Origin of the sequence: Maribacter sp., assembly GCF_039974175.1 — a bacterium.
Taxonomy (GTDB): Bacteria; Bacteroidota; Bacteroidia; order Flavobacteriales; family Flavobacteriaceae; genus Maribacter_C.
The window spans coordinates 56,293-72,407 of record NZ_JBDWJN010000003.1 but is presented as its reverse complement, the minus strand read 5'-3'; the positions used below and the strand labels follow the sequence as shown (position 1 = coordinate 72,407).

Genomic DNA, 16,115 nt, shown 5'->3' with positions numbered 1-16,115 from the left:
GCGTTGCAACATGCGGCACTCCTTTTAAAAATTTAGACCACCCGACCCACCTTCAGCGGGTACGCCGCTTCTGATGATGCTTGGAAGGTACTTACTGAATTTCGTTTGTAAGCGCTATATGTCTGGGTTTAGAAGGGAAATTGAGTTGGGGTATGTGCCATGAGAAATCCAATGCTGCCTTAAACATGAAGTGGTCTGCAAAGGATATGGTCATTTAGGTAGCTGTTCAAATTTTAAAAGATATGTACCTTAGCTAAAATAAAGAACGCATTGACATTGAGTGAAATAAATACTAGTCTCATAAAAGCCGAAGCCAAACGCCTCGGTTTTTTGTCATGTGGTATTTCGAAGGCTGATTTTTTAGAGGAAGAAGCTCCTAGATTGGAAACTTGGCTAAATAAGAACATGCATGGTGAAATGGCCTATATGGAAAACCATTTCGACAAGCGCTTAGATCCAAGGTTGCTGGTTGATGGCGCCAAGTCTGTGATTTCTTTATTGCTAAATTACTTTCCGCAAGAAGAGCAAATAGAAAATACCTTTAAGGTATCTAAATATGCGTTCGGGCAAGATTACCACCATGTCATCAAATCAAAACTGCGACAGCTTCAAAACTTTATTTCCGAAGAAATCGGAGAAGTAAACGGTCGGGCTTTTGTCGATTCTGCTCCGGTTTTAGATAAAGCATGGGCGGCCAAAAGCGGACTCGGATGGATCGGTAAGCATAGCAATCTGCTTACCCAACAAGTAGGTTCATTCTATTTTATTGCAGAGTTAATTGTTGATCTAGACTTGGAATATAACAGTCCGGTTACGGATCATTGCGGTACTTGCACGGCCTGTATAGATGCCTGCCCTACCGAAGCCATTGTAGAACCCTATGTGGTGAATGGCAGTAAATGCATTTCCTATTTTACCATAGAGCTGAAGAATGAAATTCCAAATGAATTTCATGGCAAATTTGATGATTGGGCATTTGGTTGTGACGTATGTCAAGATGTTTGCCCCTGGAACAAATTCTCTAAACCCCATCGAGAACCTTTATTTAATCCACATCCAGATTTACTTGCAATGACCAAACAAGATTGGGAGGAAATCACCGAAGATGTCTTTAAAAAAGTGTTTAAAAAATCTGCGGTGAAACGCACTAAATTTTCTGGTTTGGAGCGAAACATCAAGTTTTTGAAATAATCCTTCTGCCACGCAAACGTTTTCGTTTTCCATTCTTCGGTTTTTCATGTTAAGTTTTCGTTACTAGCGCTTTTTATATGCTATATTGTTAGGCAGAATTACCACCAAACTTTAATCGAAATGGACGTTATACAAAAACCAAAGCTCAGTTTTTGGCAGATTTTCAACATGAATGTCGGATTTTTGGGCATACAATATAGTTTTGGACTACAGCAAACGGCAATCAATCCCATATTTCTGTACTTAGGCGCTCCTGAAGAAATGTTACCCATATTAAATATAGCAGGGCCCGTTACAGGTCTTGTTGTGCAACCAATTATTGGAGCGATGTCTGATAAAACCTGGTCACCCAAATGGGGAAGGCGTAAACCCTATTTTTTGATTGGAGCGATAATTGGCAGTTTGTGTTTGTTTGCATTTCCGTCGAGTCCCGTACTCTGGTTTGCTGTTGGGTTGTTATGGATTTTAGATGTGGGCAATAATATGGCGATGGAACCCTACCGCGCATTTGTTGGCGATAAATTACCTGAAAAACAATTGAGTTTGGGCTACCAAATGCAAAGTCTATTTGTAGGTGCTGGAATACTATTAGCAAATGGCTCTATTGTTTTGTTTCAATATCTATTTGGCGGCGACTCTGTTGAAGTTGCTGGAGAAATTCCGCAGTGGTTGTATTATTCCTTTTATATCGGGGGAATTTTGTCCGTAACCACTATACTCTGGTCGGTTTTTAAAACGCCTGAAATTCCACCCACTGATTCTGAACTGGCTGAAATCAATCATAGCAAGAGCTTGCCAATGGGCCAACGTATTGCAAAACCATTTGCGGAGATTGGTAATGCCATCAAGGAGATGCCATCTTTTATGTGGAAAATAGGTGCCGTTTATCTTTTTCAGTGGTATGCCCTATTCATTTACTGGCAATACATCACCCCATTATTTAAGCAGACCTTGGGGTATTCGACCTCGGAAGCGGCTTCGCAAGCAGCTCAAATGAGCTTGACGTATAACATAGTTACAATGGTTGTTGCTCTTGCCTTAGTGCCGCTAACTCTTAAATACGGAGGAAAGAAAATTTATGCTTTTAGTCTTGTTGGTACAGGTCTAGCACTCTTCGCCATTCCGTACATTGGTGACCCTATTTTGGTCTTGGCACCTATGGTTCTCTTTGGTATTGGTTGGGCGGCTATGATGGGTATACCATATACGATGGTTTCCAAGGTGGTTCCCCAAGAACGACGTGGAGTTTATATGGGCATTTTGAACATGATGATAGTAATTCCTATGGGAATTGAAACACTCACCTTTGGCCCCATTTACAAGTATTTATTAGGCGGTAGTGCGAGCAATGCCATTCTATTTGCTGGGGTGTTTTTTATAATATCTGCAGTGCTTGCTATGCGCTTGAACATCTCTAAGAAATAGCGCTTATGAAAAATACTGGAATAAAAATATCTCTTTTCCTTAACTATTTTGTTTTTGCTATCTTATTGAATAGCGTGGGTATTGTGATTGCTAAATCGATCAATGTCTACGGTGTAAGCGAGTCGCAAGCCTCTGTTTTGGAAGCCTTCAAAGATTTACCCATTGCCATAGTTTCTTTTATTGTAGCCTCGTTTCTTCCGAGATTTGGATACAAAAAAGCCATGCTAACCGGAATTGCAATTGTTTTCGCAGGTTGTGTATTGATGATTTTTGGGAATACCTTTTTACATACCAAAATACTTTTCATGTCAATTGGGGTAAGTTTTGCACTCATTAAATTGTCGGTTTATTCGTTGATTGGCATTGTGACTGATTCTAAGAAGGAACACTCTTCTATGATGAGTTCAATAGAAGGCTTTTTCATGGTTGGAATTGCCTTTGCATATTTTCTATTTCCCGCTTTTTATTCTGATACAGACGAAAATGCATGGCTTAACGTCTATTATGTATTGCTAATTATTATTGCCCTTTCCTTTGTCTTTTTACTTTTTTCAAAGGTTGAATACCAGGTCGAGTCCATCGGTTCAAATCTTAAAGAAGATCTGCTACAATCGCTGAAATTAATATTAGTACCTCTGGTTTTGGTCTTTTTGGCTTCTGCCTTCTTTTTTGTAATGATAGAACAGGGCATCATGACATGGTTACCAAGATTTAATGAAAAGATATTCAGTTTCAGTTCGGTTTTAGCTACTCAAATGGCGGTAATCTTTGCCTTGTCTTTAGCTTTGGGAAGATTTGTTGCCGGTTACCTCACCAAAAAAATGTCATGGGTGTTTTTGGTGATAGTTTGTGTTGTGATATCGGGTGGAATTTTACTAGCCGTATTGCCGCAGTTAAAGGCAGACATCGCATCCTTAACGGAAATATCAAATCTTAAGAATGTGCCTGTTCTTGGATTTATCCTTCCGTTAATTGGGTTGTTTATAGCGCCAATTTACCCCCTGTTAAATTCTACGGTACTTAGTTCCTTGCCCAAAAGCTTACATTCTCCCATGTCTGGCCTCATCATTATCTTTTCTGCATTGGGGGGCACCATAGGGTCAAGAATTGTTGGAGAATTATTTGAAAGTATTGGAGGTGCTAATGCATTCTATTTCTTATTAATTCCAATGGCACTCCTTATTGTATTTGTTTTATTAATAGATAAAATTTCCAAAAAACAAGTAGAAATCACCCAATGACATTTAACCTACCTATTCATACCATCATTGAAGAATTGTTGCTTCAAGAAGACACCGACAGCGATAAGAAGATCACCAAGGAAGATCGCGGGCCAAAAAAATTCAAGATTGTTTCTACTGACGGTCAGACCCATGAAATAAAAGGCACCTATTTTCTATCCAATTTTTTACAGGAGCTGGCTTTAGCACAAAAGAGGGGCTTGAGGGAAGTTGAGATTTCCCTGGCTAAAATTGAAGAAGCTCCAACGGCCAGAATATCGCGAATGATTCGTGAAGTGTTTTGGGATGATTTAACGCGGACTATTGATGAAAAAGGGATAGCTACTATAGTTGGTGATGATAAAGCCGACACCCAAGTCAAGCGGGTCTATGTTCCGTACCGAGATGTTAAAGCCCAACAGTATTTTCAAAGGCTAGAAAAAGACTTTACCATAGAAGTTGTAGTGCTCCCAGGGCATATTACGCCAGAATATGTAAAATCGATAAACGATCAACCAGGAATTTTAGGTTTGAAATTGGAAAACGAAAAAGGAGCTCCATTTGTAGTTCCCGGGGGTCGGTTTAATGAAATGTACGGTTGGGATAGTTATTTTGAAGGTGTCGGCCTTTTATTAGACGGTAGGGTAGACCTCGCTAAGGCTATGGTCGATAATTTTTGTTATCAAATTGAACACTATGGTAAAATTCTGAATGCAAATCGATCGTACTATTTAACGCGCACCCAGCCCCCATTTTTAAGTTCCTTTATTCGCGAAGTTTATGAAACCGACAAATCAGTAGGTAAGGAATGGCTAGATGCAGTTTTACGTACCGCCATTACCGAGTATGAGACGGTTTGGATGGTTGAAAACAAGCGCCAAACCAAAAACGGACTCAATCGTTATCTGGCAGAAGGTATTGGCATTCCACCCGAAACAGAAGCGGGTCATTTTGATGCTATTTTAAAAGTATGCGCCAAGAAACATAAGCTGTCGATTTCAGCTTTTACAGAAAAGTATCAAAATGGAGAAATCCAAGATAAGGAATTGGATATGTATTTTGTTCATGACCGCAGCCTACGTGAAAGTGGGCATGATACTTCTTGGCGTTTAGATAATGTGTGCGCCAATCTAAATACGGTAGATCTCAATGCTTTGCTTTACAAATATGAAACGGATTTTGCCTATCTCATTGAAACCTATTTTTGTGACAAGTTCAAAACGCCCACAGCGATATATACCTCCGTGTATTGGTTGGCGCAGGCCGAAAAACGCAGGGATTTAATGAATAGGTTATTATGGTCTGAAAAAGATCAAAGCTATTTTGACTTTAATATCAAGAGCAAGCGATTAACCAATTTTGGTTCTGCAACCAATTTCTATCCGCTTTGGGCCAAGTGTTGCAATCAAGAACAAGCCAACCAAATGGTCGCTATTTTGATGCGAGATTTTAAAGTAAAAGGCGGAATTGTTTCTACTTCCAAAAGTGCGGTAGAAGAATTATCTAAAGGAAAGGTACAACGTCAATGGGATTATCCGAACGGCTGGGCACCGCACCAAATGCTGATCTGGAAAGGGCTAATCAATTTTGGTTTTGAAGCAGAAGCATATGAATTAGCATATCGTTGGCTTTGGATGATTACTCGAAATGCAGTTGATTACAACGGTACTATCCCTGAGAAATATGATGTTGTATCCTGTACGCATAAAGTGTATGCAGAATACGGTAACGTAGGCACTGAATTTGACTATATCACTACATCTGGGTTTGGTTGGATGAACGCTTCCTATCAATATGGTTTGAGTTTGCTACCTTCCAAGCGTATTGTCGAACTAAATGAATTAATCGATCCTGATGATCTTTTTGACTAAGCACTTCTTGTTGCCCTGCATCTTTATGTAAAATCAAAGAAGAATAGAATTATATTTGTGTCTTAAATTTTCGAGAACATGAGTGAAGAGAAGAACAGGCGCGAGGCATTAATCTACCATGCTAAACCTCAACCGGGGAAGATAAAAATTGTGCCTACCAAACCTTATTCTACACAACGTGATTTGGCTTTGGCCTATTCGCCCGGAGTTGCAGAACCCTGTTTGGAGATTGCCAAAGACAAGGACCAGGCATATAAATATACTTCAAAGGGAAATTTAGTTGCTATCATATCGAATGGCACGGCTGTTTTAGGTTTGGGAAATATTGGGCCCGAAGCTTCAAAACCGGTTATGGAGGGAAAGAGTCTGCTATTTAAGATTTTCGCAGATATCGATGGAATGGACATTGAGGTAGATACTGAGGATGTAGATAAATTTATAGAGACCGTAAAGATGATTGCCCCCACTTTTGGAGGTATTAATTTGGAAGATATCAAAGCACCTGAAGCTTTTGAGATAGAACGAAGGTTGAAGGAAGAATTAGATATTCCGGTAATGCATGATGATCAACACGGCACTGCAATCATATCTGCTGCGGCTTTGTTAAATGCGCTTGAGTTGACAGGGAAAAAGATTGAAAAAGTACGTATTGTGGTGAGTGGTGCTGGGGCAGCGGCAATTTCATGTACAAGATTATATAAGGCATTTGGCGCAAAAGACGAAAATATCGTCATGCTCGATAGCAAAGGCGTGATCCGCAGAGATCGCGAAAATCTATCTAAGGAAAAGCTTGAATTTGCTTCCGATAGAAAAATAGATACCCTTGAGGAAGCAATGAAGGATGCCGATGTGTTTATAGGGCTTTCTATAAAAGACATTGTTTCGCCTGAAATGCTTTTGTCGATGGCTAAAGACCCGATTGTTTTTGCCATGGCGAATCCAGATCCAGAGATTAAATACGATTTGGCGTGTAAGACTAGAAAAGATATTATTATGGCCACCGGTCGTTCCGATCACCCGAATCAGGTAAATAATGTATTGGGTTTCCCTTTCATATTTAGAGGGGCATTGGATGTTCGGGCAACAGGAATTAATGAAGCTATGAAAATGGCGGCGGTAAAAGCATTGGCTGAACTTACCCGAGAACCTGTGCCTGAACAGGTAAATATTGCCTATGGAGAAACTCGTCTGACCTTTGGCAAAGATTATATCATTCCCAAACCTTTTGATCCAAGGTTGATTTCTGAAATTCCTCCGGCAATTGCGAAGGCGGCTATGGAAAGTGGCATTGCAAGAGAGCCGATTGAAGATTGGGACCGCTATCGCGAAGAGCTACGTCAGCGCTCAGGGGGCGATAACAAGGTTGTTCGTCTTCTTCATAACAGGGCGAAAATGAACTTGAAGAAAATTGTTTTTGCCGAAGCTGATCATCTAGATGTACTTAAGGCCGCTCAAATTGCCTATGATGAAGGTATTGCCATGCCCATATTACTAGGTAACAAGGTGATTATTTTAGAACTGATGCAAGAATTGGAATTCGATGCCGATGTACAAATCATCGATCCGCAATCTGTTGAAGCGGCACCAAAAAGAGCCCAATATGCAGAGAAGTATTGGTTGAATAGAAGGAGAACCGGAAGTACCTTGTACTATGCAAAAACGCAAATGAAGAAGCGCAATTCTTTTGGCTCTATGATGGTTTTAGAAGGCGACGCCGATGGTATGATTTCGGGCTATTCTAGGGCGTATCCTATGGTTGTAAAACCTGTTTTTGAAATAATTGGGAGAGCTTCCGATGTTTCCAAGGCCTCTACGGTACATATTATGATAACGAAAAGAGGACCTTTATTTTTGGCAGATACTTCTATAAATATTAATCCAACAGCAGAAGAACTGGCAGAGATCGCTCAGAATACAGCAAATGTAGCGTCGACATTTGGCTTTGATCCAGTCATTGCTTTGTTGTCTTATGCCAACTACGGCTCTTCAACACACCCAAATTCACGAAAGGTAAAAGAGGCCGTTCGAATTTTACACGATCGCAATCCAGACCTTATTGTCGATGGTGAAATTCAAACAGATTTCGCGCTGAACAAGGAGTTGTTGCAAAGTCAATTCCCGTTTTCAAAACTGGCCGGAAGAAAAGTAAATACCTTGATTTTTCCCAACTTAGAATCAGCGAATATCACCTATAAGTTGCTAAAAGAATTGAATCAGGCAGATTCAATAGGCCCCATCATGGTCGGGCTCCGTAGGTCTGTGCATATCATGCAATTAGGCGCTAGCGTTGATGAAATGGTAAATATGACCGCCGTTGCAGCTATCGATGCCCAAGAACGTGAAAAGCGTTGGAAAGCGAAAAAAGGAAAATAGTACGGGTATGTATAAGGCGGTTGCAATAGGTAGTAAAGGCAGCATATTTTAATAAGTAATAATTGGCTTTTGAACTTGATTCTTGAGCTTGAACTTGAATTCATGATACACCACCTCAAAGGAAAATTGGTAGAAAAAAATCCCACCTATGTTGTTATAGAGTGTGCTGGGGTGGGTTATTTTGTAAACATTTCTTTGCATACGTTTTCCAAAATTGCCGATGTAGAACTTATTAATCTCTTTACCCATTTACAGGTAAAAGAAGATTCTCATACACTGTTCGGTTTTTCCGAAAAATCGGAACGTGAAATATTTCGCCTTTTATTATCTGTTTCTGGTATTGGATCAAGTACTGCAAGAACAATGTTGTCATCATTATCACCTGCCCAAATTCGTGATGCAATTGCAAGTGGAGATGTCCCTACTATTCAGGGTATCAAAGGTATAGGAGCGAAGACGGCCCAACGCGTTATTTTAGACCTAAAAGACAAGGTTTTAAAAGTCTACGATATTGACGAAGTTTCCCTTAGTTCAAACAATACAAATAAAGAAGAAGCGTTATCTGCTTTAGAGGTTCTTGGGTTCGCCCGAAGACAGTCTGAAAAAGTTGTAGATAAGGTGTTACTACAAGATTCCTCCCTAAGTGTCGAAAACATTATAAAACTCGCGCTTAAAAATTTGTAACTAGTTTGAAAAAAGGGGCAAAACAAATACTTAAATCTTCATTTAAGCTAACCATCCTATTCATCCTATTTTTTGCGGCGACGGAGATTTCCTATGCCCAAGAAACAGATGAAGAGAATACACCGCAGCAAGATTCTGTTAAAACAGGTTTCTCTTTGGGGAAACTGGTTCTTGAGAACCCTGAAAGCATTGTTTCCAAATATATTTATGACCCAAATTTAGATCGATATATTTACAACGAGAGCGTTGGTGATTTTGATATTGGTTATCCTATCATTCTTACTCCAGATCAATATTATGATTTGGTTCGCAAGGAGGGAATTAAAAACTATTTCAAGGAAAAGGGAGACGCGCTATCGGGAAAAAAAGAAGGCTCAGGAGACGCGCAAAAGAACCTGCTCCCAAATTTCTACGTAAATAACAATTTTTTTCAATCTGTTTTTGGTGGAAATACCATTGAAGTAATTCCACAAGGGTCTGTTGCCATGGATTTAGGCGTGATTTGGCAGAAGAATGACAATCCGTCCTTATCACCAAGAAATAGAACCAACTTATCTTTTGATTTCGATCAGCGTATAAGTTTGAGTATGCTCGGTAAGATAGGTGAACGCCTTCAAGTAACAGCGAATTATGATACCGAAGCCACCTTCGATTTTCAGAATATTGTCAAATTAGACTATACCCCTACTGAGGATGATATCATACAAAGTATCGAAGTAGGTAATGTGAATATGCCATTGAACAGCTCGCTTATTCAAGGCGCCCAGAGTCTATTCGGGGTAAAGACACAATTGCAATTCGGCAGAACCAAGGTAACCGCAGTTTTTTCAGAGCAACGTTCTCAGAACAATACCGTAGTGGCACAAGGCGGGGGGACGCTTAGTGATTTTTCAGTTACCGCCCTAGACTACGATGAAGATAGACACTTCTTTCTAGCACAGTATTTTAGAGATAATTATGATCAGGCCCTCTCAAAATACCCATATATACAAAGTAAGGTTCAAATTACACGTCTGGAGGTTTGGGTGACTAATAGAAGCCAACAAACCTTGAACGTTCGAAATGTGGTCGCCATTCAAGATTTGGGTGAATACGATCCATTGAGCACTGATATTGAAGAAAGGCCAACAAGAGTAGGTAGACTAGGTGGTGTACCCAATACATTTTTCAATACAAATAGCAATGGCGCGGATAACTTACCCCGAAACAATGCGAATGATTTTGACCCGGCTCTAATTGGTAGCGGTGCCCTTACTTCCGATATACGTGACATTGCGACGGTAGAAACTGGGTTTAATAGCGCTAGTTTTACAGCGGGCTACCAAATAGATCAAGGATTTGATTACGCCATCTTAGAAAATGCACGGAAATTAGACCCAGGTAGAGATTATGAGTTTGATACACAATTGGGGTATGTTTCTTTAAACCAACGCTTGAGTAATGACGAAGTGCTAGGTGTGGCTTTTCAATACACCGTAGATGGGCAGGTGTTTCAGGTAGGTGAGTTCGCCAATGGCGGTGTTGATGCCACAGGTGTAGCTCCTGGTGCTACACCCATTATTGAGAACAATACCTTGATTCTAAAATTGCTTAAAAGTAATGTTACCAATATCACAGATCCGATTTGGGATTTGATGATGAAAAATATTTATGCAACAGGTGCTTTTCGTTTGAGTCAAGAAGATTTCAAACTGAATATTTTGTTCTCTGATCCAACGCCCAGAAACTATATTACTCCCGTTGATCCATTTCCTAACACGCCTCCTGCGGTGGGTGACAATGGAAAGCCATTGGAAGAACGTATTTTACTAGATGTTTTCAATCTAGATCGATTGAATGCCTATAACGACATTCAGCCCGGTGGTGATGGATTCTTTGATTTTATACCGGGTCGAACCGTGAATACGCGAAACGGACTTATCATTTTTACAAAGACAGAGCCTTTTGGGGCGCACTTACATGAACTCTTAGGTGGGGGAGATTATTCAGACGAACAATCGTACAATAATAATCAAGCGAAATATGTATTCCGTGATATGTATGAGCTTACGAAAGCAGCTTCCTTACAAAACCCTGAGAAGAATAAGTTTTTACTGAAAGGGCGATATAAATCAGAGGGAAGTAACGGTATCCCAATTGGGGCATTCAATGTGCCAAGGGGTTCGGTGCGTGTGACCGCTGGTGGTAGAACATTACAAGAGGGAATTGATTATACTGTAAACTATCAAGCAGGAACGGTGCAGATTTTGGATCCAAGTTTGGAAGCTTCAAATACCCCGATCAATATATCAGTAGAAAACAATGCCGTTTTTGGCCAGCAAACCAGACGTTTTACGGGTATTAACGTGGAACATCAAGTCAATAAGAATTTCGTCTTGGGCGGAACGCTTCTGAATTTGAATGAGCGCCCCCTGACCCAAAAATCGAATTTTGGTGTTGAACCTGTAAATAATACGATTTTTGGTTTGAATGGTAACTTTTCAACCGAGGTGCCGTGGTTAACACGATTGGCCAATAAATTACCCAATATCGATACCGATGTAGCCTCCAACTTGTCCGTTCGTGCTGAGGTGGCCTGGCTAAAACCGAATTCACCTAAAAATGCCGATTTTCAAGGAGAAACTACGACCTATTTAGATGATTTTGAAGGAGCACAAGCCCTCATCGATATCCGTTCGTCCTTGGGGTGGTCATTGGCAAGTGTTCCTGATGACGATCTATATAGACCTGCCAATACTGGAATTGAGACGGGTTTTCATAGGGCCAAGATGTCGTGGTATACGATTGACCCAATTTTTTATACCAATCAAAGGCCCGCTGGCGTAACAGATAGTGACATGTCTACCAACGAAACAAGACGTGTATTTATTCAGCAGCTTTTTCAACAAGACGTTGCTCAAGGGCAGACCCAGGTTCAGAATACTTTGAACCTCAATTATTTTCCTGGAGAAAAGGGGCCTTATAATGCAAATTCGAATGATGATTTTGCCAACCTGCAACCTGATGAAAAATGGGCTGGTATCATGCGGTCTTTGAGCAGTACTAATTTTGAACAAGCGAATGTAGAGTTTGTACAGTTTTGGATTCTAGATCCCTATGTTGATGGCATTACAGATTCACCTGGGGAGCTGGTCTTGAACTTTGGAAACATTTCAGAAGATATCTTAAAGGATGGGCGCAAGCAATACGAAAATGGCCTACCGGGAGTAAATAGCAACGATCTAGTTCGCGATGACATATGGGGTAGAGTTCCTCAAACTCAGGCTTTGGTCTACGCTTTCGATGCCGATGAAACCAACAGGGGTCTTCAAGACATCGGGCTTGACGGTTTGAATGACGACGATGAAGGAACGTATACCTTGGCGGGTGAAGCTAACCCTGTTTATTTTAATAATTTTGGAATCTCACCTGAGGATCCAGCTTTAGATAACTACCAATATTATCTAAACCGAGAAGGCGATATTTTGGAACGCTATAAAGACTTCAACAACCCAGATGGAAACTCCCCAGTAAGTGTTACGAATACCGATAGGGGTTCGAATACCTTGCCCGATGTTGAGGATATTGATCGTGATTTGACGATGAATACGATTAATAGCTATTATGAGTATCGTATACCCATTCGGCCAAATACCACTGTAAATGATCAATATGTTACCGATGTTTTAGAAACCGCACCGGTACCAACCAATGATGTGCCAGATGGGAGACAAATCAATCGCCGTTGGATTCAGTATAAAATTCCTTTAAGTGATTTTACGGCAGCAGTAGGAGGAATTTCTGATTTCCGATCCATCAGTTTTATGCGGATGTATATGACCGGTTTTTCATCTCCTACGGTGCTGCGTTTTGCTACCTTAGATTTGGTTAGAGGCGATTGGAGGACTTACACAAAGAATTTACAAGACCCTTTGGTTGATGCTGATCCTACTGACGATGGTACCGTGGTCGACGTCAATGCTGTAAATATTGAAGAGAATGAAAATCGTACCCCTATTCCCTATGTTTTGCCTCCAGGAGTGATTAGGGAGCGTTTGAACAACAACAATACAGTAATTCGTCAAAATGAGCAGTCCTTATCCTTTGTGGTCGAAAATTTAGAGTCGGAAGATTCACGCGGGGTTTTTAAAAGTTTGAATATTGATGTGCGTCAGTACAAGAAACTGAGGATGTTCATGCATGCCGAGAAGATTTTAGATAGCGACTACACTGATGATGATACCCCTTTGGTAGGTTTTTTAAGAATAGGAACCGACTTCTCAGAGAATTTTTATCAGATTGAACGCGCTCTGCAATTTACTCCCTTTAGCGCCCGTACAGAAGAGGAAATTTGGCCAGAGGTAAATGAAATGGAGATTCTGCTTGCAGATTTGAACGCGGTAAAATCTGCTTGGATTGCCGGCGGTGATTTAACTGAAGTTCGCTTTTTTGAAGTAGAAAACGGTGAAGTTATTGCCGTTGATGAGTTTGCCCCAAGAACCTTGGGAAGAAACCGAATTGGAATAAAAGGTAATCCATCGTTAGGAAGCATACGAAGTATGATGGTCGGGGTGAAGAATATTGACAATATACCGGCCAGAGGAGAAGTTTGGTTTAATGAGTTGCGTTTGGCTGGTTTAGATAACAATGGCGGTTGGGCGGCTGTTGCAGCTGTTGATGCAAACATGGCCGATTTCGCTAACGTTACGGCAACAGGAGCAAAGAGTACTTCTGGTTTTGGGGGTATTGATCAGATGCCGAATGAGCGAGCTAGAGAAGACGCGCTTTCCTATGACGTAGTTACCAATGTAAACGTGGGGCAGTTACTTCCCAAGAAATGGGGCATTCAGCTGCCCTTCAATTATGGCATATCTGAAGAAATCATTACGCCCGAATTTGATCCGGTTTATGACGATTTAAAATTGCAAGATCGCATTGACGCTGCACCCGAAGTGTCTACAGATCCTACAGTCGCCACAAAAGATCAGATTCTTGAGCAAGCAGAAGATTATACCAAACGAACAAGTATCAATTTGATTGGCGTTCGCAAAGATAGGGGCGAGGAAGCAGAAGCCAATTTCTACGACATCGAAAATTTCACCTTTAACTATTCTTACAACGAAACGGAACATCGCGATTTTGAAATCGCAAACTTAAGAGACCAGAATGTCAATACAGGCTTTGTCTACAATCATGCTTTTCAACCCCTTGAGGTAGCACCCTTTGCCAAGAAAGATTCACTCTTTAATGGCAAATATTGGAAATGGTTAAAAGATTTGAATTTTAATGTGCTACCCGCTACGATTTCTGTGAATTCAAATATCGATAGACAATTCAATCAGCAGCGTTTTCGAGATGTATTTCAAGATGGCGTTGATCGCTTAGAGTTGCCTACACTAAGACAACGTAACTACCAATTCAATTGGCAATATGCTATAAATTATAGTCTAACCAAATCGTTGCGATTAAACTTAACGGCTAGTAACAATGCAATTGTTCGTAATTTTTTGAACGCAGATGGCGGAATTGATAATGAACTCGATGAGCGGCTTAACTTATGGGATGGTTTCTTTGATCTAGGCGAACCCAACCGTCATGCGCAACAGATGGAATTGAATTATGAGCTTCCCTTTAGCAAAATTCCCGCGCTAGATTTTATTAGTTCACAGTATACCTATTCGAGTAATTTTGACTGGCAACGCGGAGGTGATGCTATTAATCAAGTGGCACGAGAATGGTTAGAGGAAAATGACCCGGGGAGAGTAGGTAACTCTCAAGTGAATACGGTTCAAAATTCCAACACCCATAATCTAACGGCTTCCCTGTCAATGCAAAAATTCTATGACCTTATTGGGTTAAAGAAAAAAGACGGGAAGACCCAGGCCAGTGCGGCCCCAGTGAGAAAAGATAAGGCGGGTAACCCCAAAGAGGAGAAGAAAAAAGGTCCTAGAAAAACGGGTAAACTTTTCAATACGGTGGTCGACGTGGTGACCATGGTAAAACGTTTGAACGTCAACTATAATGAAATGAATGGAACGGTATTGCCAGGTTATACACAGTCTATTGGCTTTGTAGGTACGGCAAGACCGACCTTAGGTTTTGTGTTTGGTAGCCAATCTGACGTACGATTTGAAGCGGCTCGAAATGGCTGGCTGACGCCCTTTGGTGACTTCAATGAGCAGTACATACGTAGAACAAACAAACAATTGAATATCACCGCTACAGCGCAGCCGATCAAAGATCTCACCATTGACTTGGTTGCAGATCGTCAATTCTCAGAAAGTTCTCAAGAGAATTTTGATTTGGAGAAATGGAGAAATGGTGAACCAGCTCTTGTAAATAGCCTTGGAAGTTTTAGTATCTCTACCATGATGATCGGTACTGCCTTTGGAAAAAGTGACGAATTTGATTCCAAGAATTTTGAACAGTTTAAGCAGAATAGAATTACGGTAGCCAATCGAATAGAAGCGGATCGAGGTAATCAATCGGCAGGCGTAGTCGATGGTGAAGGTTTTCCGCAAGGGTATGGTAAAACACAACAAGATGTTCTGCTTCCCGCTTTCTTTGCCGCGTATACAGGGCAAGATGCCAGTCGTGTGAATTTAGATGTATTCAGAAAAATACCAATTCCAAATTGGAATATCAAGTATACGGGATTGATGAAAAACAAATGGTTTAAAAAGAAGTTCAAACGTTTTTCGGTAAGTCATGGGTATCGAGCGGCCTATAGTATCAATTCTTTTCAAACGAACCTAGAGTTGCAAAATGGGAATCAAATTTTTGACGAAGGAAATCCTGCTGAATTTGATTTCCGTTCGGAACTTATTTTAAACAACGTAGTGCTCACAGATCAGTTCAACCCCCTTGTGCGGCTTGATTTTGAAATGAAAAATTCGGTCAGTGTTCTGGCAGAAGTGCGCAGTGATCGTATGCTTTCCTTGAGTTTAGATAACAACCTGCTTACCGAAAACAATGGCAAAGAATACACGGTTGGTTTAGGTTATCGTATCAAAGACGTGAAATTCGTCACCAATATTGGCGGTCAAAAGACCAGATTGAAAGGCGATTTAAATCTAAAGGCCGATGTTACCCTCCGAGATAACTTGACCATTATTCGTAATCTAGACATCGATAACAACCAGATTACTTCGGGTCAAAACCTGCTCTCTATTAAGTTTACGGCCGATTACGCACTAAGTAAAAATTTGAACGCTTTGTTCTTTTACGACCACTCTTTTTCGCAGTTTGCCGTATCTACAGCCTTTCCACAAACCACTATAAACACCGGTTTTACGCTTCGATATAACTTCGGAAATTAAAGGCAAAAAGATAAAATACTTGTCCCTAATCCCTTCACCCTAGTACCAAGCTT

7 protein-coding genes are annotated in these 16,115 nt (G+C 40.7%); all 7 read left to right on the top strand.

The genetic code is table 11. The features are described from left to right. Nucleotides 1–270 precede the first annotated feature (270 nt). The 7 genes from queG (at nucleotide 271) to sprA (ending at nucleotide 16,062) form a co-directional block, all read left to right on the top strand. Complete coding sequence (queG, locus tag ABJN95_RS01390; protein ID WP_348368198.1) at nucleotides 271–1,191, top strand: tRNA epoxyqueuosine(34) reductase QueG; 921 nt, start codon at nucleotides 271–273, stop codon at nucleotides 1,189–1,191. A 120-nt stretch (nucleotides 1,192–1,311) separates the two neighbouring features. Beyond that, nucleotides 1,312–2,616 (top strand): MFS transporter, encoded by a 1,305-nt coding sequence (locus ABJN95_RS01385; protein ID WP_348368197.1) that lies wholly within the window; start codon nucleotides 1,312–1,314, stop codon nucleotides 2,614–2,616. 5 nt (nucleotides 2,617–2,621) lie between these two features. Then, entirely contained in the window at nucleotides 2,622–3,857 is a 1,236-nt protein-coding gene (locus ABJN95_RS01380) for an MFS transporter (protein WP_348368196.1), read from the top strand. Continuing rightward, entirely contained in the window at nucleotides 3,854–5,707 is a 1,854-nt protein-coding gene (locus ABJN95_RS01375; RefSeq protein ID WP_348368195.1) for a trehalase family glycosidase, read from the top strand. The genes ABJN95_RS01380 and ABJN95_RS01375 overlap by 4 nt, the downstream gene beginning before the upstream one ends. A 78-nt stretch (nucleotides 5,708–5,785) precedes the next feature. After that, nucleotides 5,786–8,080 (top strand): NADP-dependent malic enzyme, encoded by a 2,295-nt coding sequence (locus tag ABJN95_RS01370; RefSeq protein ID WP_348368194.1) that lies wholly within the window; start codon nucleotides 5,786–5,788, stop codon nucleotides 8,078–8,080. A gap of 102 nt (nucleotides 8,081–8,182) precedes the next feature. Further along, the gene (ruvA, locus tag ABJN95_RS01365) at nucleotides 8,183–8,764 is read left to right on the top strand and encodes a Holliday junction branch migration protein RuvA (protein WP_348368193.1); all 582 of its coding nucleotides are present in this window, start codon (nucleotides 8,183–8,185) and stop codon (nucleotides 8,762–8,764) included. A gap of 5 nt (nucleotides 8,765–8,769) precedes the next feature. Next, complete coding sequence (gene sprA, locus ABJN95_RS01360) at nucleotides 8,770–16,062, top strand: cell surface protein SprA (protein ID WP_348368192.1); 7,293 nt, start codon at nucleotides 8,770–8,772, stop codon at nucleotides 16,060–16,062. The last annotated feature ends 53 nt before the right edge of the window (nucleotides 16,063–16,115 follow it).